19 protein-coding genes are annotated in these 21,286 nt (G+C 63.5%); 7 read left to right on the forward strand and 12 right to left on the reverse strand.

From position 1 onward, the window contains the following. Positions 1–144: 144 nt before the first annotated feature. On the forward strand, positions 145–2,604 hold the full coding sequence (locus QWY79_RS12465; protein WP_290273184.1) for a DUF1266 domain-containing protein: 2,460 nt from the start codon (positions 145–147) through the stop codon (positions 2,602–2,604). Positions 2,605–2,897: 293 nt separating this feature from the next. Further along, complete coding sequence (locus QWY79_RS12470; RefSeq protein ID WP_290273186.1) at positions 2,898–3,461, forward strand: C40 family peptidase; 564 nt, start codon at positions 2,898–2,900, stop codon at positions 3,459–3,461. 81 nt (positions 3,462–3,542) lie between these two features. Here the strand turns inward: QWY79_RS12470 and msrA are convergent, their stop codons facing one another. After that, the gene (gene msrA / locus QWY79_RS12475; protein WP_290273187.1) at positions 3,543–4,166 is read right to left on the reverse strand and encodes a peptide-methionine (S)-S-oxide reductase MsrA; all 624 of its coding nucleotides are present in this window, start codon (positions 4,164–4,166) and stop codon (positions 3,543–3,545) included. Between the two features lie 177 nt (positions 4,167–4,343). Here msrA and QWY79_RS12480 point away from each other — a divergent pair, with 177 nt between their 5' ends. Continuing rightward, entirely contained in the window at positions 4,344–4,991 is a 648-nt protein-coding gene (locus QWY79_RS12480) for a CDP-alcohol phosphatidyltransferase family protein (protein WP_290273189.1), read from the forward strand. A gap of 96 nt (positions 4,992–5,087) precedes the next feature. On the opposite strand, the gene QWY79_RS12485 is transcribed toward QWY79_RS12480, so the two are convergent. Further along, positions 5,088–5,567 carry an FKBP-type peptidyl-prolyl cis-trans isomerase gene (locus tag QWY79_RS12485; protein ID WP_290273191.1) on the reverse strand — a complete coding sequence of 160 codons (480 nt, stop codon included), beginning with the start codon at positions 5,565–5,567 and terminating at the stop codon, positions 5,088–5,090. Positions 5,568–5,739: 172 nt separating this feature from the next. Here QWY79_RS12485 and QWY79_RS12490 point away from each other — a divergent pair, with 172 nt between their 5' ends. Beyond that, positions 5,740–6,054: a hypothetical protein gene (locus QWY79_RS12490; RefSeq protein ID WP_290273193.1), complete on the forward strand. Its 315-nt coding sequence runs from the start codon at positions 5,740–5,742 to the stop codon at positions 6,052–6,054. A gap of 373 nt (positions 6,055–6,427) precedes the next feature. Here QWY79_RS12490 and QWY79_RS12495 read toward each other — a convergent pair whose 3' ends face one another. The 9 genes from QWY79_RS12495 to QWY79_RS12535 form a co-directional block, all read right to left on the reverse strand. Beyond that, the gene (locus QWY79_RS12495) at positions 6,428–6,901 is read right to left on the reverse strand and encodes an outer membrane lipoprotein (protein WP_290273456.1); all 474 of its coding nucleotides are present in this window, start codon (positions 6,899–6,901) and stop codon (positions 6,428–6,430) included. A gap of 256 nt (positions 6,902–7,157) precedes the next feature. Next, positions 7,158–8,756, reverse strand: coding sequence for an isocitrate lyase (locus QWY79_RS12500; RefSeq protein ID WP_290273195.1), 1,599 nt, complete (start codon positions 8,754–8,756; stop codon positions 7,158–7,160). A gap of 325 nt (positions 8,757–9,081) precedes the next feature. Next, the gene (locus QWY79_RS12505; protein WP_290273197.1) at positions 9,082–9,516 is read right to left on the reverse strand and encodes a GNAT family N-acetyltransferase; all 435 of its coding nucleotides are present in this window, start codon (positions 9,514–9,516) and stop codon (positions 9,082–9,084) included. 4 nt (positions 9,517–9,520) lie between these two features. Continuing rightward, a complete protein-coding gene (locus QWY79_RS12510) occupies positions 9,521–10,696 on the reverse strand; it encodes a cupin domain-containing protein (protein ID WP_290273199.1) in 1,176 nt (391 codons plus the stop codon). Between the two features lie 234 nt (positions 10,697–10,930). After that, complete coding sequence (gene purB, locus QWY79_RS12515; RefSeq protein ID WP_290273201.1) at positions 10,931–12,310, reverse strand: adenylosuccinate lyase; 1,380 nt, start codon at positions 12,308–12,310, stop codon at positions 10,931–10,933. A gap of 27 nt (positions 12,311–12,337) precedes the next feature. Further along, positions 12,338–12,976 (reverse strand): high frequency lysogenization protein HflD, encoded by a 639-nt coding sequence (hflD, locus tag QWY79_RS12520; protein ID WP_141317787.1) that lies wholly within the window; start codon positions 12,974–12,976, stop codon positions 12,338–12,340. Further along, positions 12,973–14,085, reverse strand: coding sequence for a tRNA 2-thiouridine(34) synthase MnmA (mnmA, locus tag QWY79_RS12525; protein ID WP_290273203.1), 1,113 nt, complete (start codon positions 14,083–14,085; stop codon positions 12,973–12,975). Before mnmA ends, hflD begins: the two co-directional genes overlap by 4 nt. 200 nt (positions 14,086–14,285) lie before the next feature. Further along, positions 14,286–14,735 carry an NUDIX domain-containing protein gene (locus QWY79_RS12530; protein ID WP_141317792.1) on the reverse strand — a complete coding sequence of 150 codons (450 nt, stop codon included), beginning with the start codon at positions 14,733–14,735 and terminating at the stop codon, positions 14,286–14,288. After that, positions 14,732–15,340: a pseudouridine synthase gene (locus QWY79_RS12535; protein ID WP_290273207.1), complete on the reverse strand. Its 609-nt coding sequence runs from the start codon at positions 15,338–15,340 to the stop codon at positions 14,732–14,734. Before QWY79_RS12535 ends, QWY79_RS12530 begins: the two co-directional genes overlap by 4 nt. A gap of 275 nt (positions 15,341–15,615) precedes the next feature. Here QWY79_RS12535 and QWY79_RS12540 point away from each other — a divergent pair, with 275 nt between their 5' ends. The 3 genes from QWY79_RS12540 to clpA all read left to right on the forward strand — a co-directional run bounded on the left by QWY79_RS12540 (position 15,616) and on the right by clpA (position 20,769). Beyond that, entirely contained in the window at positions 15,616–17,850 is a 2,235-nt protein-coding gene (locus QWY79_RS12540; RefSeq protein ID WP_290273209.1) for an NADP-dependent isocitrate dehydrogenase, read from the forward strand. Between the two features lie 171 nt (positions 17,851–18,021). Next, positions 18,022–18,351 carry an ATP-dependent Clp protease adapter ClpS gene (gene clpS / locus QWY79_RS12545; RefSeq protein ID WP_290273211.1) on the forward strand — a complete coding sequence of 110 codons (330 nt, stop codon included), beginning with the start codon at positions 18,022–18,024 and terminating at the stop codon, positions 18,349–18,351. A 138-nt stretch (positions 18,352–18,489) separates the two neighbouring features. Further along, positions 18,490–20,769 carry an ATP-dependent Clp protease ATP-binding subunit ClpA gene (gene clpA / locus QWY79_RS12550; protein WP_290273213.1) on the forward strand — a complete coding sequence of 760 codons (2,280 nt, stop codon included), beginning with the start codon at positions 18,490–18,492 and terminating at the stop codon, positions 20,767–20,769. 214 nt (positions 20,770–20,983) lie between these two features. Here the strand turns inward: clpA and infA are convergent, their stop codons facing one another. After that, positions 20,984–21,202 (reverse strand): translation initiation factor IF-1, encoded by a 219-nt coding sequence (infA, locus tag QWY79_RS12555; protein ID WP_141317802.1) that lies wholly within the window; start codon positions 21,200–21,202, stop codon positions 20,984–20,986. Between the last annotated feature and the right edge of the window lie 84 nt (positions 21,203–21,286).

Below are 21,286 nucleotides of genomic sequence, written 5' to 3' on the forward strand. Positions count from 1 at the left end.
GGTCACTGGCCGCAGGCGCAAGCCAACCGGCCCCCGTCGTCGATTTGATGATCGGCTCGCAGGCTGCTTTCCGTTACACTATGTCGCCGAATTCACCGGGGCGCAGGCGACAGGCCCCGATCCTCATGTGTGGCGAGGTGTGCCGTGGTCGATCCCTTGAATGCCTGGTGGGCGCAACAACTGGTGTTGTGCGGTTGGGCCTTTGATCCTGACCCGCTGACACTCGAGCGGGACGAGGCGTGCGAACGCCTGGTCGGTCTCGGCGTGGTCGATCGTGGTGAACTTGCCTGGCGGCTGGTGGAAGCCCTGGATGGTCGACACCCGGATCCGGCACGACTCCTGGCGGCCCTGGAGTACGTGGCGCTGGCCGGTGCGGCGACATGGCTGTCGCTCCCGCGAGCCCGGCAGTGGGCGCGTCGCCTGGCCGAGGCGATCCGCACGCAGCATGCAAGCCTCGATGAATGGCTGTCGGCCTTGTGCCGTGCGCGGAGTGCCGAAGGCTGGGTCAAGGGCGATGATGGCTTTGCCGAAGCCTGCGAGGCGCTGGCGGCGCTGGAGCACGACGGCGAAGGGGTGACCTGGCCGGTGTTGAATGACAGCCTCGATGCCCCGAGCGATGGAACCTCCTTGTGGCCGGATGAAGCCGAGTCCCGGATCTGGCGCTTGCGCGCTGCCTTTCAGCCAGTGCTCGAGGCGCAGCCCGACCCGGTGGACTGGCATGGCCTGGACGCCTGGTTGTCCCAGTCCTGGCAGATCGAGGGTCGTGACTCCCTGATTCGCGTGCTGCTGTGGCTGGCCTCGCAGGGGGATCGCCAGGGCTGGGATCTGGATGCAGCACGACTCGGCGAGGCGACGCCCGAAGCACGGCGGCGCTGGCATGCCGGCCTGGACCCGCGAGATCGGGATTTCGGCCGGGTGCTGCTGGGCTTCGTGGAAGAAGGGGAGCCCCTGGAATGGGCGGCCTGGGACTGGCTTCGCTTGATCGATCTGGCCTGGGCCGGCGCCTGCATCGGCTGGCTGGAGGTGTCGGAAGCCCGGCTTTTCGCGCTGCATGGCGCGGATCTGATTCTGCGTCGCTATCATGACTGGCCTGCCTTGACCCGCGCCTATCAGCGCGGCCGCAGCCTCTTCGAGGGACGCGACCTGCTGGCGGACGTCGAGGCCGACTGGCGCCTCCTGCTGCATTCCCCGGTGAGCCCCTGGAAACCGGAACTGCAGGAGCTGCTGTCGCCGGAGCTGATCGACGCTTCGCGGACCTTCATCCGCGATCTGCGTCGGGATCCGAGTCATTGGGTCCTGGCGCTGGCCTCGATACGTGAACCCGAGCTGGCATTGCGCCAGGCAGTGACCGTTCAACTGGACGACGCCCGCCGCGAGGATGCCCGCGGTTATCTGGCCGAGACCCTCGATCTGCATGCCGATGAGGGAGCACAGGCCCTGGGGCGCTACTGGTTGCCGGCCCAGGCGCACCACCTCAATCAGCTCGCCGCCGATGCGGCGCATGGTGCCTTGCCGCCGTCGCGGACACCCTTCGGGCCGGTGGCCGAGCATGATCTCGAGGCACGCAATGCGCTGGGCAATGCCAGCCGTCACGCCGCGACCATTCACATGGCCGAGAAGTTTGCCTTTCATCTGCAGATGGCCATGGACAGCGAGTGGTTCGAGGCATCCGAGCTGGCGACCCTGGCCGGTGCGCTGCAGGGCTCGTTGTGCCGTTTTTATGTCGATGCGCGACGACTGCTGGCTGCCTGGGCGCAATGGGAAGCCGTCCTGCCCGAGCCGGAGCAGGCCTCTTTGGCAACGCTCATCCTGTGGCATCGCGACGACCCCGGCAGTCTGTTCCACTGGCTCGACTGGCGAGGACAGGGCTGGCAGGAGCCCGGCATGCGCCCGGGGTTGACCCATTTCACCGCCATGGCCCTGGTGGGGCCCTTGAACAGTGCCATCTGGAGCCTGCCGCAACCGGAAAGCGAGCGCGAGTGTGCCTCGATCCGCGAATGGGTCGATGGGCACTATGGTGTCCAGGGCACGGAGGGGTTGATCGAGTTCATTGATTACTTACTGGAAGTGGGCGACCGCCAGGAGTACCAGATCAACTATGCGCCCTACACCCTGAATCCGGCACGCCTGGCCTCCGAGATCTCGATCATCGAGAGCGGTGAGTGCGGAGAGGAGGAACGCAACCATCTGCTGCGCCTGCAGCGCGTGCGGGATGGCAGTGATGGCTGCAATGAGATCGACCTGATCGCCTGGGATCTGGCGCAGGCCGTCGACCTGGCGATTGCCGGACGTCAGCTGGGCTGGCTCGAGCAGGAGCGGTTTGTCGCCAGGTTGCAACGCGCCTACTCGCTGGCCGCTGAACACTACAGTGGCTGGGAGGCTTATGCCCGCGGGCTTTATGCCGGCTTTTCCTTCTTCATGGGCGAAACTTCCGAGCGCGAGGACTTCCTGGCCAGCATGGGCCAGGCCCTGGCGAGCTGGCTGGCCGCCGCGCCGCCCCTGTGCGGGCCCTGGGCGAGCCTGGAGTTTCCGGGAACCCGGCCGCGTCACTGGGCCCCCATGCATGTGGATACGCTGCCGGGAGACGAGCGCATTCTTCACTGAGTGTCTGAAAATCCAGACACTTCTTGGTTATTATGACGGAAATGTCTATCCTGAGTCCTTATAAGCCGATTGAAGCCGGCGCCAGCCGCCGATCTCCGGCCGGTATTGAACCGTTTTACATGCACGATGTCTCATCGCGTACATGACTGACAGTGTCCCGGGACACACCAGCAGGAGGAGTACAGTGTGAGGGAACAAGGATGTTAAACCCGACGTCCCGCCGTCTTGCATTTACCGTGGTTGCATGTGGATTGTTGACAGGCTGCGCCTCCTCGGGCAGTTCCTCTTCCTCGATGGCGTCGCAAGCGGCGCCTGATGACTACTTCGCCCGGGATCTGCCGGGCATGCCGGGCGGCCATGAGCCGATGATGTCGCCGGCTCAGGATGCTGCATGGCAGGCACGCAACAATGCCAGTCCGCCGCCGGCGCTGGTACGCCGGGCGCTGATGGATCAGCATGAACGCTGGCTGGGCACGCCCTATCAGCTTGGCGGCACGACCCGGCGCGGGGTGGACTGCTCGGCGCTGGTGCAGAATGTCTTCGCGGACACCTTTCAGCTCGACATGCCGCGTACCACGGCCAATCAGGTACATGAAGGGCGCCGTGTGGCGCAGTCCGAGCTGCGTCCCGGTGACCTGGTGTTCTTCCGGCCGCCCGGCGCCTATCGTCATGTCGGGATCTACGTCGGCGACGGACGCTTTATGCACGCCTCCTCGTCGAGTGGTGTACGCCTTTCCTCGCTGGATAACCAGTACTGGCAGCGCTACTACTGGCAGAGTCGTCGCCCCCTCGAGACACAGCATCTGGCGCAGCGCCTGGATGTGCCCCTGTACCCGGGCGGTACCGGCGAGGGCTGACACGGCGCCCCGGTAACGGACGCCGTGGCCTTGTCCGGCTCGCGGCTGTCACGCCTTGTGTCACCTGCTGCGCTGCCCGCCTTAGGGTTGGCGGCTGGCTTCGGCCTCGTCGCCCCAGATTTCCTCCAGTCGATCCGAGCGTCCGCAGGCGGATTTGTAGAACTGGTAGCGCAGCGGGTTCTTGTCGTAATAATCCTGGTGGTATTCCGCGGCCGGGTAGAAGGCCTTGAAGTCGTTGATCTCGGTGGCGACCTCCCGCTCGAAGCGCTCGGTGACCTCGGCACGGCTGTCTTCGGCGGCCTGACGCTGGGCCTGGTTCATGGGGAAGAGGGCACTGCGGTAGGAGGCGCCCTGGTCACAGAATTGACGGTTTTCGGCGAAGGGGTCGACATTGCGCCAGAACACATACAGCAGCGTGCTGTAGTCGACCTTTTCGGGGTCGTACTCGACCTTGACCACCTCGGCATGCCCGGTGCCGCCGGCCACGACCTGGTCATAACCGGGATTGGCGACATCGCCGCCACTGAAGCCGGAGGTGGTGGCGACGACGCCTTCCACCTTGTCGTAGGCTTCCTCGACACACCAGAAGCAGCCGGCGGCGAACACGGCGCTGGCGGTGTTCCGGTCTTCGGCCAGGGTCGAGGGAGAGAGACTGGTGGCCAGCAGCAATGGCCAGAGAGTCGTCCAGCGAAAGTGGGACATCATATGCGCTCCTGAAATAACGGCTCTGTTAAGGGTAGGATGGCAAAGCACGCTCGAGGTTCCGGATGATGGCGTCTGCCTTGACGTTTTCCGGGCGGGTCTCATGCCCTTGTACGTCGTTCGCTCGCCCCGGGTTTCGCCTCGACCCCATAGACTCTTCTCTTTGCCCATGGAGCGCGCATGCTGGATCGTTGGACAATGCCGTTGACGCAAGGCCCTCTGCAGCCGGTCGCCCGGTTACTGGCTCGCTGGCACATTCGGCCGGACCAGGTAACCTGCGCCGCCTTTGCGGTGGGCATGCTGGCGGTTCCCTTGCTGGCCTGGCAGGCCTACTGGCTCGCACTGGCGGCCATCCTGTTGAATCGACTGGGGGATGGCCTCGACGGGGCCTTGGCGCGTCATAGTGGTCAGGATAGCGATGCCGGAGGCTTCCTGGATATCGGCCTGGACTTCGTCTTCTATGCGGCCGTGGTACTGGGATTCGTGCTGGCCGATCCGGGCGCCAATGCCGTGGCGGGGGCCTTTCTCCTCTTCGCCTTCGTCGGCACGGGTACCTCTTTCCTGGCCTTCGCCATCATGGCATCCCGGCATGGCCTGGAGCGGCCTCACTTCCAGCGCAAGTCATTCTATTACCTGCACGGCCTGACTGAAGGCACCGAAACCGTGCTGGCCCTGGTGGCCTTCTGCCTGTGGCCGGGGCTCTTCCCCTGGCTGGCCACGCTATTCGGTGCGGCGTGCCTGCTGACCACCGCAACCAGGCTCTGGGGCGGCTACAGGACGCTTGCCGGGCTGGCGGCGTCGCCTGACCCGGAGGCGGGAGAGGGCTGAGCACCGCTCGCCGGCAAGACTCGCCACCATAAAAAAGGAGCGGCCATGTGGCCGCTCCCGATATTCAAGCATCACCGGCTGGCGATGCGGCGAGCTTTACTGCTCGTCGCCTTCGCCATGAACATGGCCATGCTCGACTTCTTCCTGGCTGGCTTCGCGAACTTCAGCGATCTCGACGTCGAAGTTCAGCTGCTGGCCGGCCAGCGGATGGTTGCCGTCGACCGTTACCGTGTCGCCCTCGACCTGGGTCACGGTGACCATCAGCGGGCCGCCTTCGGTCTGGGCCTGGAACTGCATGCCGGGCTCGACGTTTTCGACGCCCTGGAACGCATCGCGCGGGACTTCCTGAACCAGCTGCGGCTGAACTTCACCGTAACCTTCTTCAGGGGTGACCTGTGCCTGCAGCTTCTCGCCCGGCGCACGACCTTCCATTTCCTTCTCGAGACCCGGGATGATGTTGCCGGCGCCGTGGAGATAGGTCAGCGGCTCACGACCCTCGGAGCTGTCCAGCACTTCACCTGAGTCGTTGGTCAGGGTGTAGTGAAACGCGACAACTGAATTCTGCGCAATTTGCATTGATGAACCTATTGGTGAGTGCGTGTAAAAGACCATGGTAACGTGAGCTATTGGCCTCTGTCAGTGGTGCTGGACATTTTTCAGGTTAATCCGGTTGTGCCTGAGCCACGTTCACTTGTTGGCCATCCGGTTGCGTGGGATGCCGCTCAGGGATACCCTCTGGACTGACTGAATGACCATCCTGCCGACCTTTGTGGAGTCCGCCATGCTCGTGACCGTGATCTGGTTGATCGCCTTTGCCGTGATCCTGACGCTGTGTATCAAACGCTGGGAGGCGTCCGTCAGTGGCGCACTGGACAAGCTGGTTCCCAGCCTGCTGCGCAGCGATGACGATCGCTGGGTCTGGAGTCCTGCCATTGCCGTGCTGCTGGCCACGGCGATCGTTCGCCCGGTCGAACTCCTGATGACGCTGTTGATCATCGGCGTCCTGGCTCTGGTCGGTGGCAAGCTGGCCTGCTGGGCCATGAACAAGGTCGACCTGCACTGATCTTGTCGCGTCGTCTAACGAGGGGGAGGGCTTCCCCCTTGTTCGCTGCCTGACTTGTGCTCTTCCCGCCGACTTCAGGGCTCGGAGGCCTCTCTCCAGCCGCTTGCCCCGTGTTCTGTCACGACTCGCCCCGATAGCTGTGTGCCAGTCGCATCAATCGCTGGTCACCTAGGTGGTGGCGCTGTCTGCCGTGATCGGAGCCTGCCTCGTCAAGGCGGCGGAATGCGGCAGGCGGGATAGTGTAAAAAAGGGCATGGCCGGTTACGGCCATGCCCTTTTTATGGGACGTCGCGGCTGTTTCGCCGATCCCGCCTCCCGATGAGGATCAATGGCGCTGGCGGAGGCCGCCGGGGCGCCATACCCCGTCGAGGGATCAGTAGGGTGCGACGCTGACGTTGCGGCCGCTGCCGATCAGGCGGACCTTCTGGCCGACCTGAAACTGCTGATTCTGCTCGGCACGCTGCACCACCACGACCTGCTCGCCGTTGTTCTTGCGAACCTCGATTTCCACGGCATCGATCAGGTTCGATGACTCCTCGACCTTGCTGCCGGCCACGGCGCCGCCGATGGCCCCGGCGACGGTGGCCAGCTGGCGACCGGACCCGCCGCCGACCTGGCTACCCAGCAGGCCGCCGAGGATGGCGCCGCCACCGCCACCCAGGATGCCGCCGGCACGGCTGTCGGCCTGGATCTGCACCGGACGCAGCGCCGTGATGTTGCCGATGGTCACGCTCTGGGATGTCTTGGCATCGTTGCCGGAATAGACATTGCCGGAGTAGGGGTTGGAGTTGGCACACCCGGCGAGGGTGAGAACACTCAAGGCCAGTACGGGAAGTAGACGTTTCAGCATGTTGAGAACCTCCTAGGCTCATTCATCCATTGGTCATGTCATCTGGACAGCGAGATCGGTGTTGCAGGCTGTCGCTTTCCTTGTCTGCTTGTTGCCCCAGGTTTTGAAACGCTGTTCGCAAAAATACTAACGGCAATCCTGCAATTTGCCAAGCCTGTCACTCGAGACTGGCTTCAGTCTAGCTGCCATGCCGACATGGCAAAACGGGGAGGTCGGACCTCCCCGTCTGTTCCCTTCATCATTGAGATGCCGATCAGCCGAACTGGTTCATGGTGTTGTCCTTGCCTCCCGCCTTGAGAGCGGCTTCGCCATGGAAGAACTCCTTGTGATCGTCGCCGATGTTGGAGCCTGCCATGTCCTGATGCTTGACGGTGGCAATGCCCTCGCGGATTTCCCGGCGTTGCACGCCCTCGACATAGGCGAGCATTCCCATGTCGCCGAAGTAGCCCTGCGCCAGGCTGTCCGTGGACAGGGCGGCCGTATGGTAGGTGGGCAGGGTGATGAGGTGGTGGAAGATGCCGGCTTCCCGGGCGCCATCGCGCTGGAAATCGCGCGTCCACTGGTCGGCCAGGGCGGCCAGCCGGGTGTCGTCGTATTCGGCACTCATCAGGTCGTCGCGCACATAGGCCGACATGTCCTGCCCCTCCGCTGCCCAGGCATCGAAGACCTGCTGACGGAAATTCAGCGTCCAGTTGAAGGACGGCGAGTTGTTGTAGACCAGCTTGGCATCCGGACAGACCTCGCGGATACGGTCCACCATGCCCTTGATCTGGCCGACATGCGGCTTCTCCGTCTCGATCCACAGCAGGTCGGCCCCATTCTGCAGGCTGGTGATGCAGTCGAGCACCACGCGGTACTCGCCGCTGCCCGGCTTGAACTGGTACAGGCCCGACGCCAGTCGCTTGACCCTGACCAGCCTGTCCTGCTGCTTGATGACCACATCACTGCTGTGAATCTCGTCGGCCGAGGTGATTTCCTCGCCATCGAGGAAGGCGTTGTACTGATCGCCGAGATCTCCCGGTTCGTGGCTGACGGCAATCTTCTGGGTCAAGCCAGCGCCGAGGGAGTCGGTGCGCGCCACGATGACACCATCTTCCACACCCAGCTCCAGGAAGGCATAGCGCAGGGCATTGATCTTGGCGATGAAATCCTCGTGGGGCACGGTCACCTTGCCGTCCTGGTGGCCGCATTGCTTCTCGTCGGAGACCTGGTTTTCGATCTGCAGGCAGCAGGCGCCGGCCTCGATCATCTTCTTGGCCAGCAGGTAGGTGGCCTCGGCATTGCCGAAGCCGGCGTCGATATCGGCGATGATCGGCACCACATGCGTCTCGAAGTTGTCGATGCGCCTGGTCAGTTCCCGGCTCTTGACCTCGTCGCCGGCCTGGCGGGCTTCATCCAGCTGGCGGAAGAGGTGGTTGAGCTCGCGGCTGTCGGCCTGACGCAGGAAGGTGTAGAGCTCCTCGATCAAGGCGGGCACACTGGTTTTCTCGTGCATCGACTGGTCGGGCAGGGGGCCGAATTCCGAGCGCATGGCGGCCACCATCCAGCCCGAGAGATAGAGGTAGCGTCCCTGGGTCTCGCCGAAGTGCTTCTTGATGGAAATCATCTTCTGCTGACCGATGAAACCGTGCCAGCAACCCAGCGACTGGGTATAGCGGCTGGTGTCGGCATCGTAGGCGGCCATGTCCTCGCGCATGATGCCTGCCGTGTAGCGCGCGATGTCGAGACCGGTGCGGAAGCGGTTCTGCAGTCGCAGGCGCGCGGCGTGTTCGGGGTTGATATTGGCCCACTTGCCGTCACGGGCTTCACGTTCCTGGGACAGTGTCTGACGTTCATCGTGAAAATTGGCCATGGAGTGATCCTCTCCTTCATGCAGAAAATACCGGGGTGTCGCGTCTTTGCTGCAATTGCGAAATCTGCTGGTCGTTCCGGGCCATTGATGCGGTTGCTGGAATGCATGAACCGACTCGGCATACGGCATCATCAAGCTCTGCCGAACGACGCTGGCGTCGTCTTCAACTGGCGGCAACGCCTGTCTTGTGGATCACTATGGCCCCGTATGACGCGAATCAGCCATTGTCATTTGGGGGAAGGTCAGGTTGTAACTTGACTACAGGAAGGGCATCCCGGGTGGGATTTGTGTAGTCATTTTCCGTGGCAGGAAGCGGGGAAGAGGGTCAGTTCTTCAGCAGCAACACCATGTTGCGATGCGGAATTCCGGCCTCCATGAAGGTCTCGCCTTCGGCGATGAACCCCAGTCTCTCGTAGAAAGCCAGGGCTTGAATCTGTGCCGCCAGCATCACCTGAGCATCCCCGCGCTGGCGCGCCGCGTCGATGGCGGCCTGCATCAGGGCGAGGCCGGCTCCCCGGCCGCGGGACTCCTGGAGAACCGCCACCCGGCCGATGTGGCCATCGGGCAGCAGCCGGGCGGTGCCCAGCGCCCGGCCAGTGGCATCCAGTGCCAGGAAATGCCGGCACTCCGGGTCGCGGCCATCCCATTCCTCCTCGATGGGCACCTGCTGCTCGTCGATGAAGACGCTGCGACGAATCTCGCCGGCGGCATCCCCCAGCTCGCTCCAGCTGCCTTGCCGAATGTTCAGGGAATGGGACATGGCATCAATCCTCGTCGTCCTGGACCCAGTCCAGGCTGCCGGCATCCAGCAGGCGGGTCAGCAGTGCCGGGGCTTCGGCATGCGAAAGTAGCCCGGCATCCATAAGGCTGGCGTTGGCCAGGTCGCGGGCCAGCGGCAGGGCGCACCTGATGCCGTCACCATCGGCGAACAGGGTGGCCTGCTGATCATCCAGGGCACGCCAGGCGAGACGTGACCCCAGGCTGGGCTCCAGCGCCTCGCCGGCGTGTAGCGCGGCGACAAGCTCGTCCGGGTCGGTCGGGGTGTCATTGGGGACCAGTTGGTCGACGTACTTGGGCTGGGTCATCACCCGGCCGAACCATTGCGCCATCTGATCGGGGTCGTCCAGTGATTCGAGAATCAGTGTCCGCATGCGCGCCAGGGAGGCGTCATCGATCTCGGCCGGGTCGGCAGGGGCGGCCATGCCGGCATCGGCGTAGCGCTTCGAGCCCGGCAGTTGTTCACCGATGTAGTCGGCGTAGGAGGTCACGGCCTCGTCCGCCGAATGGGCCCGGAAGCCGATGGAAAAGGTCATGCAGTCATCGGCGCGGCTGATGCCGTGATGGGCCCAGCCGGGGGGCAGATACAGCATGTCGCCGGGCTCCAGGATCCAGTCCTTGTCGGGCTGAACCTCGAAGCGTTGGAGAATCTTCAAGTCGATGCCCTGGATGATCGGCGCATCCTCCGGCACCTGTCCGCCGAGTTGCCATTGGCGCTGACCGCTGGCCTGCAGCAGGAAGACATCATATTGGTCGACATGCGGGCCCACATTGCCACCGGGAGGTGCGTAGCTGATCATGATGTCGTCGAGTCGCCAGCGTGGCAGGAAGGTGAAGCGTTCCAGCAGCTGGGCGACCTCCGGCACGTAGTGATCCACTGCCTGGACCAGCAGTGTCCAGTCGCGCTCGGGCAGGCGGGCAAAGGTGGCCTCGTCGAAGGGGCCATGACTGACCTGCCAGGGTCCTTCGGGGCCGTTTTCCTCGACCAGGCGCGCTTCGATGTTGTCCTCGCAGGCCAGCCCGGCCAGCTCATCGGGGGACAGCGGGCTCTCGATATCCGGGAAGGCACCGCGAATCAGCAGTGGCTGTTGCTGCCAGTAGTCGCGCAGGAATTCCGTCGCGGTCAGGCCGCCGAGCATGGGTAACGGGGTATCGGAAGACATAAAGCCACCTGAGTCGATAAAAACTTGAGTGATGGAGGTGAGTCACGCGCTGCGAGCTACGAGCTACGAGCTACGAGCCGTGAGCGACGAGCCATGAGCCTCGAGTTTCGAACTTCAAGCTTCGAGCTTCCAGCTTCCAGCTTCCAGCTTCCAGCCACCCAACCCGGTAACCTGGCTGCCAACAGCTCGTTTCTCGTCACTCGTTACTCGTCTCTCGTCACTCGCGTGGGCAGCTTACAGCTTGCGCGCCTGCTCACTGGCATTGCCGGTGTAGGTGCCCGGCGTCAGCGCCTTGAGCTCTGCCTTGACGTCATCGGGCAGCTCCAGTCTGTCGATGAAGGCGGCAAAGCCGGCCTGGTCGATCTGCTTGCCGCGCGTCAGTTCCTTGAGCTTTTCATAGGGCTTCTCGATGTTGTAACGCCGCATCACCGTCTGGATCGGCTCGGCGAGTACCTCCCAGCTGGCGTCGAGGTCGGCGTCCAGGCGCGCGGCATTGGCTTCGAGCTTGCCGATGCCCTTGAGCGACGCCTGGTAGGCGATCAGGCCATAGGCGAGACCGGTGCCCAGGTTGCGCAGCACGGTCGAGTCGGTCAGGTCGCGCTGCCAGCGTGAAATCGGCAGTTTCTCGGCCAGGTGGCCAAGGATGGCGTTGGCGAGTCCCAGGTTGCCTTCGGAGTTCTCGAAGTCGATGGGGTTGACCTTGTGCGGCATGGTCGAGGAGCCGATCTCGCCGGCGACGGTGCTCTGCTTGAAATAGCCGAGTGAAATGTAGCCCCAGATATCGCGATCGAAGTCGATCAGCACGGTGTTGTAGCGGCAGATGGCATCGAACAGCTCGGCGATGTAATCGTGGGGCTCGATCTGGGTGGTATAGGGGTTGAAGGTCAAGCCCAGGGCCTCGACGAAGGTCTGCGCATTGGCTTCCCAGTCGATTTCCGGGTAAGTGGTCAGGTGGGCATTGTAGTTGCCCACCGCACCGTTGATCTTGCCGAGAATCTCGACGGCTTCGATCTGCTTGAGCTGACGGCGCAGACGGTAGGCCACGTTGGCCATTTCCTTGCCCAGGGTCGTCGGGCTGGCGGTCTGGCCGTGGGTGCGCGACAGCATCGGCTGTTCGGCATGCTCGGCGGCGAGGCGCGCGATGGCGTCGGCCACGCGGTGCATGATCGGCAGCAGGGTGGCGAGACCCTCGGTCAGCATCACGCCATAGGAGAGGTTGTTGATGTCCTCGCTGGTGCAGGCGAAATGCACGAACTCGGTGACGGCATGCAGTTCGGGGGTGTCGGCGATGCGTTCCTTGATGAAGTACTCGACCGCCTTGACGTCATGATTGGTGGTGCGCTCGATGTCCTTGATGCGCTCGGCATCGTTGACCGAGAAATTGTCGACCAGCGCGTCCAGCACCTGTGTGGCCTCGGCGGATAGCGCCGGCACCTCGCGGATATCGGGATGGGCGGCGAGGCGCTGCAACCAGCGGACTTCGACAGTGACACGGGCGCGAATCAGGCCGAATTCACTGAAATGCTCGCGCAGGATGTCGGCCTTGTTGCCGTAACGCCCATCGACAGGCGAAATGGCGGTGAGAGCTGACAAGGAGAGGGGGCTTGGTTGCATGATCGGGTTCCGAGTGGACGTGAACGGTTACAGGGTGTCGAGGGCTTTCTTCAGGGCGCCGCGCTGAAAGAGCAGTTTCCAGCGGCGTCCGCCCTGCTGGTGCCAGAGCAGGGCGAAGCGCACGCCGGCGAGCAGGCAGGCCCGTACCCGCTCGGGCATCATGCGGCTCTGCAGCAGCGATGGGTCGCCCTGCACGACGATGCGGGTCTTGAGGGTCGAGAGCGTCTGCTGATAGGCCTCGCCGAGGCTGGCGATGATGTTCTCATGGGTTTCGCCGAAGTGCTCGGCCTGGGCCCGTGTTCGGGCCAGGCGCTGCCCCAGGTCGTCCATCATGCCGGTGTTGCCACGCAACTTGCCCATCAGCATCAGCATCCCGAAACCGTAGCGCATCACCATCGGGTTGGCCTGGCGACGCCCCAGCATGCTGTCGAGGGCGTCGAGGCCGGGGCGCAGGTTGTTGGGATGGCCGCCGTAAATGGATTCGAAGTTCGCGGGACTCGTCTCCAGGGTGGCGTGCATCAGCGTTTCCCAGGCGCGTTGCTCGACATGGCCGGTACGGGCCAGCTCGTCCACCAGGCTGGCCGCCTGAAAGACGCCGGCCAGGGCCAGCGCCTGGCGCCCGGTGGCGGATTCCGGGGCCGGATGGATCGGCGTGGATGTCGTCATGCGGCGGCCTCCGAGGCGTTCCAGATGGAGCGAATGACACCGCCGCCCAGGCAGATGTCGTCGTCATAGAGTACGAGTGACTGGCCCGGCGTGACGGCCCACTGCGGGTCGTCGAAGCGCACCTCGACTTCACCGCCGGGCGTGACCCGGATGGTGCAGGGCACATCCTCCTGGCGATAGCGGGTCTTGGCCATGTAGCGGCCCTGGTCGACAGGGGCCGCGCCGGCCACCCAGTCCATGGCCTCGGTGACCAGGCTGTCGGTATACAGCAGCGCATGATGCTTGCCCTGAACCACGGTCAGCACATTGCGCGTCAGGTCCTTGCCGGCCACGTACCAGGGCGCATCCGGATAGTTGGCCAGGCCGCCGATGCCCAGCCCCTGACGTTGTCCCAGGGTGTAATACATCAGCCCCATGTGCTCGCCGATGACATCCCCGTCGGGCGTCTCGATGCTGCCGGGCTGGGCCGGGAGGTATTGACGCAGGAAGTCACGGAAGCGGCGTTCGCCGATGAAGCAGATGCCGGTGGAGTCCTTCTTGCGTGCCGTGGCCAGCTCATGGCGCTCGGCGATGGCCCGTACCTCGGACTTTTCCAGCTCGCCGACGGGGAACAGGCTGCGGGCGATGGCGGCTTCCGGAACGGCGTGCAGGAAGTAGCTCTGGTCCTTGTTGACGTCGAGCCCCTTGAGCAGCCGGGCGCGGCCATTGCGCTCGCCTCGGCGTACATAATGGCCCGTGGCGATCCAGTCGGCGCCCAGCATCTCGGCGTATTCGAGGAAGACCTTGAACTTGATCTCGCGGTTGCAGAGGATATCCGGGTTGGGGGTTCGGCCCGCCTGATACTCGGCGAGGAAATGCTCGAACACATTGTCCCAGTATTCGGCGGCGAAGTTGGCCGTGTGCAGGTGAATGCCCAGCTTGCGGCACACCGCCTCGGCATCCGCCAGGTCTTCCTTGGCGGTGCAATACTCGGTGCCGTCGTCCTCGTCCCAGTTCTTCATGAACAGGCCTTCCACGTCATAGCCTTGTTCGATCAGTAACTGGGCGGAAACAGAGGAGTCGACACCGCCGGACATGCCGACGATGACCTTGCCGTTGGTGGCTGTCATGGCGCTCTCGGGTTGAATCGGTCGCAAATGGGGCAGGATTATACCTGATTTGAAATCGAAGCTCGAAGCTTTGCGCCGGTGAAAAGCCAGCGCCGCCCCGGGCAAGAGGGAAGAACGGCGCTTCGCGCCTTGAAGAAGGAAGAGGGTAGTCACTATGTCGTCGGTTGGTTCTTTTCTCTTCCTTCTTCTCTCTTCCTTCTTTAGAGCTCGTGTATCACGTCCATGGGGTAGAAGCGTTCGGCCATGGCGTCGCGGATGCGGCGCATGACCAGCGGGCTGCGCAAGCGTCCTTCACGATCCAGCGCTTCAAGTTCCTCCAGGGACAGCCAGTGAACCGCCACGATGGAGGCGTCCAGCGCATTGCCGAGGTGTGCCAGGGCCATGCCGTGAAAGCCATGACTGTGAAAGGTCTTGCCGTCAGGGGTGCGATAGATATACATGCCGAGGTAGTCGGTGATGCCGACCTGCCAGGCCGTTTCCTCGCGCAATTCGCGCAGTGCGCCGTCACGGATGCGTTCGCCGGGCTCCAGGTGGCCGGCAGGCTGGTTGAACAGCGTCGGCGAACCATCGATGGCTTCTTCGACCATCAGGTAACAGCCCGCGCGTTCCACCACGGTGGCGACGCTGACGAAGGGTTGCCAGCGACTCATTGGCGTCTCCTCTTGGGTGGCCGGCGTGAAGGTTTGCGACGTGGCGCGTTGAGGGGCGCATAGCGCCACTCGCCCGGTGCCAGGCCCTCCAGTGTCCAGGGGCCGATTGCCGTACGGATCAGGCGCAGTGTCGGATGGCCGACGTGGGCCGTCATCCGGCGTACCTGTCGGTTGCGCCCCTCGCTGATGATCAGTTCCAGCCATTGGGTCTCGGGGTGCCGGCGGGGGTCGACCGGCGGATGACGCGGCGCGGGCGTCACGTCTGCCAGGCGGCGGACCCGAGCCGGTCGCGTGACGCCATCCTTGAGTTCGATGCCCGAGCGCAGGGCGGTCAGGGCCGCGTCATCCGGCCGGCCTTCCACCTGTACCCAGTAGGTCTTGGGCTGCTTGTGTCGCGGGTGACTGATGCGGTGAATGAGCTCGCCATCATCGGACAAGAGTAACAAGCCTTCGGAATCATGATCGAGGCGTCCGGCGGGGTAGATGCCGCTGACCGGGATATAATCCGCCAGGGTGGCACGACCGGAGGGCGTTCCCGCGGATGGCTCGTCCGTGAACTGGGACAACACCCGATAAGGCTTGTGCAGAAGATAGAGCCCGCTCATTAACGCCCTCGTGCATTGGCTTGTGTGGCAGTCGTGTGGACCGGTATTGCATGTCCTGACTCATGCGTCCCTGGCTGCGGGCTGGTATGATGGCGTTTCTCTTCGGAGCGCCCGCAAGGCCGATAGAGCCGGCATGGCGAGATTTTTTGTGCATGGCGCCGTTCACGCTGAAGGCTGCTGATCAGGGGCCGTGCCGGGTTGTTTACCTGCATGGGTGGCTGGGCGAATGCCTGCCGGGTCCATGTCCCGCATTGATAAGAGGATTCTACGTCAATATGTCAAAAACGCCGAAAATTATCTACACGCTTACCGATGAAGCGCCGGCCCTGGCGACTCATTCCCTGTTGCCGATTATCGATGCGTATACCGACTCGGCGGGCATTTCGGTCGAGACCCGCGATATTTCCCTGGCCGGTCGCATCATCGCGCAGTTTTCGGATGTGCTGACGGCAGATCAGCAACTCGGCGACCACCTCGCCGAACTCGGGCAGCTGGCCAAGACGCCCGAAGCCAATATCATCAAGCTGCCCAACATCAGTGCTTCGCTGCCCCAGCTCAAGGCCGCCATCAAGGAACTCCAGGGCCAGGGTTACGCACTGCCCGATTATCCGGACGAGCCGGCCAGTGACGAACAGCGCGACATCAAGGAGCGCTTCGACCGCGCCAAGGGCAGCGCCGTGAACCCGGTGCTGCGCGAAGGCAACAGCGATCGTCGTGCGCCGGGCTCGGTCAAGGCCTACGCACGTCAGTATCCGCATCGCATGGGGAAATGGGCAGGAGATTCGCGTTCCCATGTGTCGCACATGACCCAGGGCGACTTCTACAGCAGCGAGCAGTCGGCCTGCCTCGATGCCGATACCCGTGTGACCATCGAACTGGCCGCCGACAACGGTGATGTCAGCGTCCTCAAGGATTCCATCCCGGTACTCGCCGGCGAGGTGCTGGATGCCGCGGTGATGAACCGCCAGGCGTTGCGTGGCTTCGTGGCCGAGCAGATCGCCGATGCCAAACAGCAGGATGTGCTGTTCTCGCTGCACCTCAAGGCCACCATGATGAAGGTCTCGGACCCGATCATCTTCGGTGCCGTGGTCAGTGAGTTCTATCGCGAGGTACTCGACAAGCACGCCGATGATCTGGCCAGCGTCGGCTTCGACCCCAACAACGGGATCGGCGATCTCTACAGCGTCATCGGCAAGCTGTCGGAGGACAAGCAGAGCGAGATCCGGGGCGACATCGAGGCCCTGTACGCCGAGCGCCCGAGCATGGCCATGGTCGACTCCTACAAGGGCATTACCAACCTGCACGTGCCCAGTGACGTCATCATCGATGCGTCCATGCCGGCCATGATTCGTGATGGCGGCAAGATGTGGGGCGCCGATGACGCTCAGCATGATACCAAGGCCGTGATTCCCGATCGTTGCTATGCGGGCATCTACCAGGCAGTGATCGAGGACTGCCGGGAGAATGGCGCCTTCGATCCGACGACCATGGGCAGCGTGCCCAACGTCGGCCTGATGGCCCAGAAGGCCGAAGAGTACGGCTCCCACGACAAGACCTTCCAGATCCCCGGCGACGGCACGGTGCGCGTCACCACGGCCGCCGGCGAGGTGCTGTTCGAGCATCGCGTCGAGCAGGGCGATATCTGGCGCATGTGCCAGACCAAGGACGCGCCGATCAAGGACTGGGTCAAGCTGGCGGTGGACCGTGCGCGTGACAGCGAGACGCCGGCCGTCTTCTGGCTGGATGCCGAGCGCGCACATGACGCCCAGCTGATCAGGAAGGTCGAGGCCTATCTCCAGGAGCATGATCTCGGTGGCCTGGATATCCGTATCATGGCACCGGTGGAGGCCATGCAGTTCTCCCTGCAGCGCATCCGTCAGGGGCAGGACACGATCTCGGTCACCGGCAACGTGCTGCGCGACTACCTGACGGACCTGTTCCCGATCGTGGAGCTCGGTACCAGCGCCAAGATGCTGTCCATCGTGCCGTTGATGAATGGCGGCGGCCTCTTCGAGACCGGGGCCGGCGGCAGTGCCCCCAAGCATGTGCAGCAGCTGCTCGAGCAGAACCACCTGCGCTGGGACTCGCTGGGGGAATTCCTGGCGCTGGCGGCGTCGCTGGAACACCTGGGCAAGAGCTTCGACAATGCCCGCGCACGGGTGCTGGCCTCGGCCCTCGACCGGGCCAACGGCGAATTCCTGCGCAGCAACAAGTCGCCGTCGCGCAAGGTCGGTGAGCTGGACAATCGCGGCAGCCACTTCTATCTGGCACTCTACTGGGCGCAGGAGCTGGCCGCCCAGGACGATGATGCCGAACTCAAGCGTCTGTTCACCCGGCTGGCCGATGAATTGACGGCCAAGGAAGCGCAGATCGTCGAAGAGCTCAATGGGGTGCAGGGCCAGCCGGTGGACATCGGCGGCTACTATCATCCGGATGGTGATCTGGCGGCGACCGCCATGCGGCCCAGCCAGACACTGAATGCCGCCCTGGCGCTGGTGTCGGCCGATTGATCGGACGGGCCGGCGGGTGATCCCGTCGCCTTCAGGATGAACCCGATCGAGCCGCGCGGTGTCTGAAGCAGTAGTCAGGCGCCGTGCGGCTTGTCCATCACGATAGTGACGTTTATGTTCAAGATACGACCAACACCCCGAGGTGGCCTGTCGGCCGCGATGCATGCCGGCATGACGCGCCCCCCGGAGCCTGACCAGGATGACGGTGATGTCGCCGTTCAGTCGTCCGAGCCGCAGCTGGCTCGACCACCGATGTACAAGGTGGTCTTGCATAACGACGACTTCACCCCCATGGACTTTGTTGTCGAGGTGCTGCAGACCTTTTTCTACATGGACAGTGAAAGTGCCGTCCAGGTCATGCTGGCGGTACACACCCAGGGCAAGGGAACCTGCGGTATCTTTACCCGGGATGTCGCGGAAACCAAGAGTCATCTCGTCAACGAATATGCAAGAGAGTGCCAGCATCCATTGCTGTGCGATATCGAGGCGGCGGATGACTGATCGCGGCCTCTGTCCGGAATGAATGGCGAAGTTGCGTTGGTGAGGCGACTTGCAATGCCGTCATTTGTACCCGATTGTTAAAGATGCCGGGCCGATATAGATCCGACGCAAGCCCTAAGCGGCGAGAAGGGGACTGCCATGCTGAGCAAAGAACTTGAACTGACCCTCAACACGGCCTTTACCGTAGCGCGCTCCAAGCGTCACGAGTTCATGACCGTGGAGCACCTGCTGCTGGCCTTGCTGGATAACGCCTCGGCGGCAGATGTGCTCAAGGCCTGTGGGGCCGACATCGACAAGCTGCGGACGGACCTCCAGGATTTCATCCATTCCACCACGCCGCTGATTCCCGAGGATCAGGGAGACCGCGAGACGCAACCCACGCTGGGCTTCCAGCGGGTGCTGCAGCGCGCTGTCTTCCATGTGCAGTCTTCCGGCAAGAGTGAAGTGACCGGCGCCAACGTGCTGGTGGCCATCTTTTCCGAACAGGAAAGCCAGGCCGTCTATTTCCTCAAGCAGCAGAACGTCGCGCGCGTCGACGCCGTCAACTACATCGCCCATGGCATCTCCAAGGTTTCCGGGCACAATGATGATGGCTCCTCGTCCTCGCCCTCCGACGCCGAGGAAGCCGAAGAGGCCGGCAGCGACTCCAGCAACAGCCCGCTGGCCAGCTATGCGACCGACCTCAACGAGCAGGCGCGGATCGGCAAGATCGATCCCCTGATCGGCCGTGACCACGAGCTCGAGCGGGTCGTGCAGATCCTCGCCCGGCGGCGCAAGAACAACCCCCTGCTGGTCGGCGAAGCCGGGGTCGGCAAGACGGCCATCGCCGAAGGCCTCGCCAAGCGCATCGTCGAGGAGGATGTCCCCGATGTCATCGGGGATGCCGTGGTCTACTCACTGGACATGGGCGCGCTGCTGGCCGGCACCAAGTATCGCGGCGACTTCGAGAAGCGCCTGAAGGGGCTGCTGGCCGAGCTGCGCAAGCAGCCGAATTCCATCCTCTTCATCGACGAGATTCATACGGTGATCGGTGCGGGCGCGGCCTCGGGCGGCGTCATGGACGCCTCCAACCTGCTCAAGCCGCTGTTGTCCTCCGGCGAGCTGCGTTGCATCGGCTCGACCACCTTCCAGGAGTTCCGCGGCATCTTCGAGAAGGACCGTGCGCTGGCGCGTCGCTTCCAGAAGGTCGATGTCATGGCGCCCTCGGTGGACGATACGATCAAGATCCTCAAGGGGCTGCGCGCCCGCTTCGAGGAGCACCACCAGCTCAAGTACACCGACGAAGCGCTGGAGACGGCGGCGCGCCTGGCGGATCGCTACATCAACGACCGCTTCCTGCCCGACAAGGCCATCGACGTCATCGACGAGGCCGGCGCCCATCAGCGCCTGCTGCCCGCCGAAGTGCGTGTCGACAACATCGATGTCGACCAGGTCGAGGCCGTGGTTGCCTCCATTGCGCGCATTCCGCCGAAGAGCGTGTCCAGCTCGGATCGCAAGCTGCTCGAGAACCTCGAGCGCGACCTGAAGATGCTGGTCTTCGGCCAGGACGAGGCCATCGACAGCCTGTCCGCCGCCATCAAGCTGTCGCGGGCCGGACTCAAGTCGCCGGACAAGCCGGTCGGCAGCTTCCTGTTCGCCGGCCCCACCGGGGTGGGCAAGACCGAAGTGGCGCGTCAGCTGTCGCATATCATGGGCATCGACCTGGTACGCTTCGACATGTCCGAGTACATGGAGCGTCATACGGTGTCGCGACTCATCGGCGCACCGCCGGGCTATGTCGGCTATGACCAGGGTGGCCTGCTGACCGAGGCCATCACCAAGCAGCCGCACTGCGTGCTGCTGCTCGACGAGATCGAGAAGGCGCACCCGGAAGTCTTCAACCTGCTGCTGCAGGTCATGGACCACGGCAAGCTGACCGACAACAATGGTCGCGAGGCCGACTTCCGGCACGTGATTCTGGTCATGACCTCCAACGCCGGGGTCGAGTTGACCACGCGTCGTTCCATCGGCTTCCAGACCCAGGACCATTCCACCGATGCCCTGGAGGAAATCCGCAAGACCTTCACGCCGGAGTTCCGCAACCGTCTGGACGGCATCATCCAGTTCCATTCGCTGCCCGTCGACGTGGTGCGCAATGTGGTGGACAAGTTCCTGGTCGAACTGCAGGCGCAACTGGACGAGAAGCGAGTCCAGCTGGATGTGGATGAAGCGGCCCGTGACTGGCTGGCCAAGCGTGGCTATGACCCGGACATGGGTGCACGTCCCATGGCACGTCTGATCCAGGAGCATCTCAAGAAGCCGCTGGCAGAGAAGATCCTGTTCGGCGATCTGGCCGAGCATGGTGGGGTGGTGCATGTCAGCGTCGAGGGCGACGAACTGCATCTCGCCGCGGAATCGGAGCTGGCCGACGCGCCCTGATAACCGGCACCGACCATCGCACCGGAACGCTACGCCCTGTCTTCGGATGGGGCGTTTTTCATGTCGGGCGTCTGGTCGGTCGGGTAGCCGTCAGTCAGGGGCGTCTTTCGGATCGGCAGGGGCTGCCGACCGAAGGGCGCATTCGGTGGGTCGGGCACGCGCCCTCGGGGAGCGACTGATTCAGGGCGACGGGTGGCCGTGAATCAGGCAGGCCTCAACGGGAACGGTAGACGATACGGCCCTTGGAGAGGTCATAGGGTGTCAACTCGACCTTGACCTTGTCCCCGGTCAGGATGCGGATGTAGTTCTTGCGCATCTTGCCGGAGATGTGGGCCGTGACCACGTGGCCGTTCTCGAGTTCGACCCGGAAGGTGGTGTTGGGGAGGGTGTCGACGACGACGCCTTCCATTTCGATATGGTCTTCGCGTGCCATATAGGCAATTCCTCGCTGATGATGACGAAACAATGCGACACGATTCACGTTCGGTGTCGCCTATGCCGATAAAGGATAGCGCGA

It is taken from the genome of Halomonas sabkhae (assembly GCF_030409265.1).
In the GTDB taxonomy this organism is placed as follows: Bacteria; Pseudomonadota; Gammaproteobacteria; order Pseudomonadales; family Halomonadaceae; genus Halomonas; species Halomonas halmophila.

Coding starts and splice junctions, on each gene's coding strand:
- infA (WP_141317802.1), bottom strand. CDS start 21,202: ATGGCACGCGAAGACCATATCGAAATGGAAGGCGTCGTCGTCGACACC.
- QWY79_RS12470 (WP_290273186.1), top strand. CDS start 2,898: ATGGCGTCGCAAGCGGCGCCTGATGACTACTTCGCCCGGGATCTGCCG.
- purB (WP_290273201.1), bottom strand. CDS start 12,310: ATGCAACCAAGCCCCCTCTCCTTGTCAGCTCTCACCGCCATTTCGCCT.
- QWY79_RS12485 (WP_290273191.1), bottom strand. CDS start 5,567: ATGCAAATTGCGCAGAATTCAGTTGTCGCGTTTCACTACACCCTGACC.
- QWY79_RS12490 (WP_290273193.1), top strand. CDS start 5,740: ATGACCATCCTGCCGACCTTTGTGGAGTCCGCCATGCTCGTGACCGTG.
- QWY79_RS12540 (WP_290273209.1), top strand. CDS start 15,616: ATGTCAAAAACGCCGAAAATTATCTACACGCTTACCGATGAAGCGCCG.
- clpS (WP_290273211.1), top strand. CDS start 18,022: ATGACGCGCCCCCCGGAGCCTGACCAGGATGACGGTGATGTCGCCGTT.
- QWY79_RS12505 (WP_290273197.1), bottom strand. CDS start 9,516: ATGTCCCATTCCCTGAACATTCGGCAAGGCAGCTGGAGCGAGCTGGGG.
- hflD (WP_141317787.1), bottom strand. CDS start 12,976: ATGACGACATCCACGCCGATCCATCCGGCCCCGGAATCCGCCACCGGG.
- mnmA (WP_290273203.1), bottom strand. CDS start 14,085: ATGACAGCCACCAACGGCAAGGTCATCGTCGGCATGTCCGGCGGTGTC.
- QWY79_RS12535 (WP_290273207.1), bottom strand. CDS start 15,340: ATGAGCGGGCTCTATCTTCTGCACAAGCCTTATCGGGTGTTGTCCCAG.
- QWY79_RS12480 (WP_290273189.1), top strand. CDS start 4,344: ATGCTGGATCGTTGGACAATGCCGTTGACGCAAGGCCCTCTGCAGCCG.
- msrA (WP_290273187.1), bottom strand. CDS start 4,166: ATGATGTCCCACTTTCGCTGGACGACTCTCTGGCCATTGCTGCTGGCC.
- QWY79_RS12510 (WP_290273199.1), bottom strand. CDS start 10,696: ATGTCTTCCGATACCCCGTTACCCATGCTCGGCGGCCTGACCGCGACG.
- clpA (WP_290273213.1), top strand. CDS start 18,490: ATGCTGAGCAAAGAACTTGAACTGACCCTCAACACGGCCTTTACCGTA.
- QWY79_RS12530 (WP_141317792.1), bottom strand. CDS start 14,735: ATGAGTCGCTGGCAACCCTTCGTCAGCGTCGCCACCGTGGTGGAACGC.
- QWY79_RS12500 (WP_290273195.1), bottom strand. CDS start 8,756: ATGGCCAATTTTCACGATGAACGTCAGACACTGTCCCAGGAACGTGAA.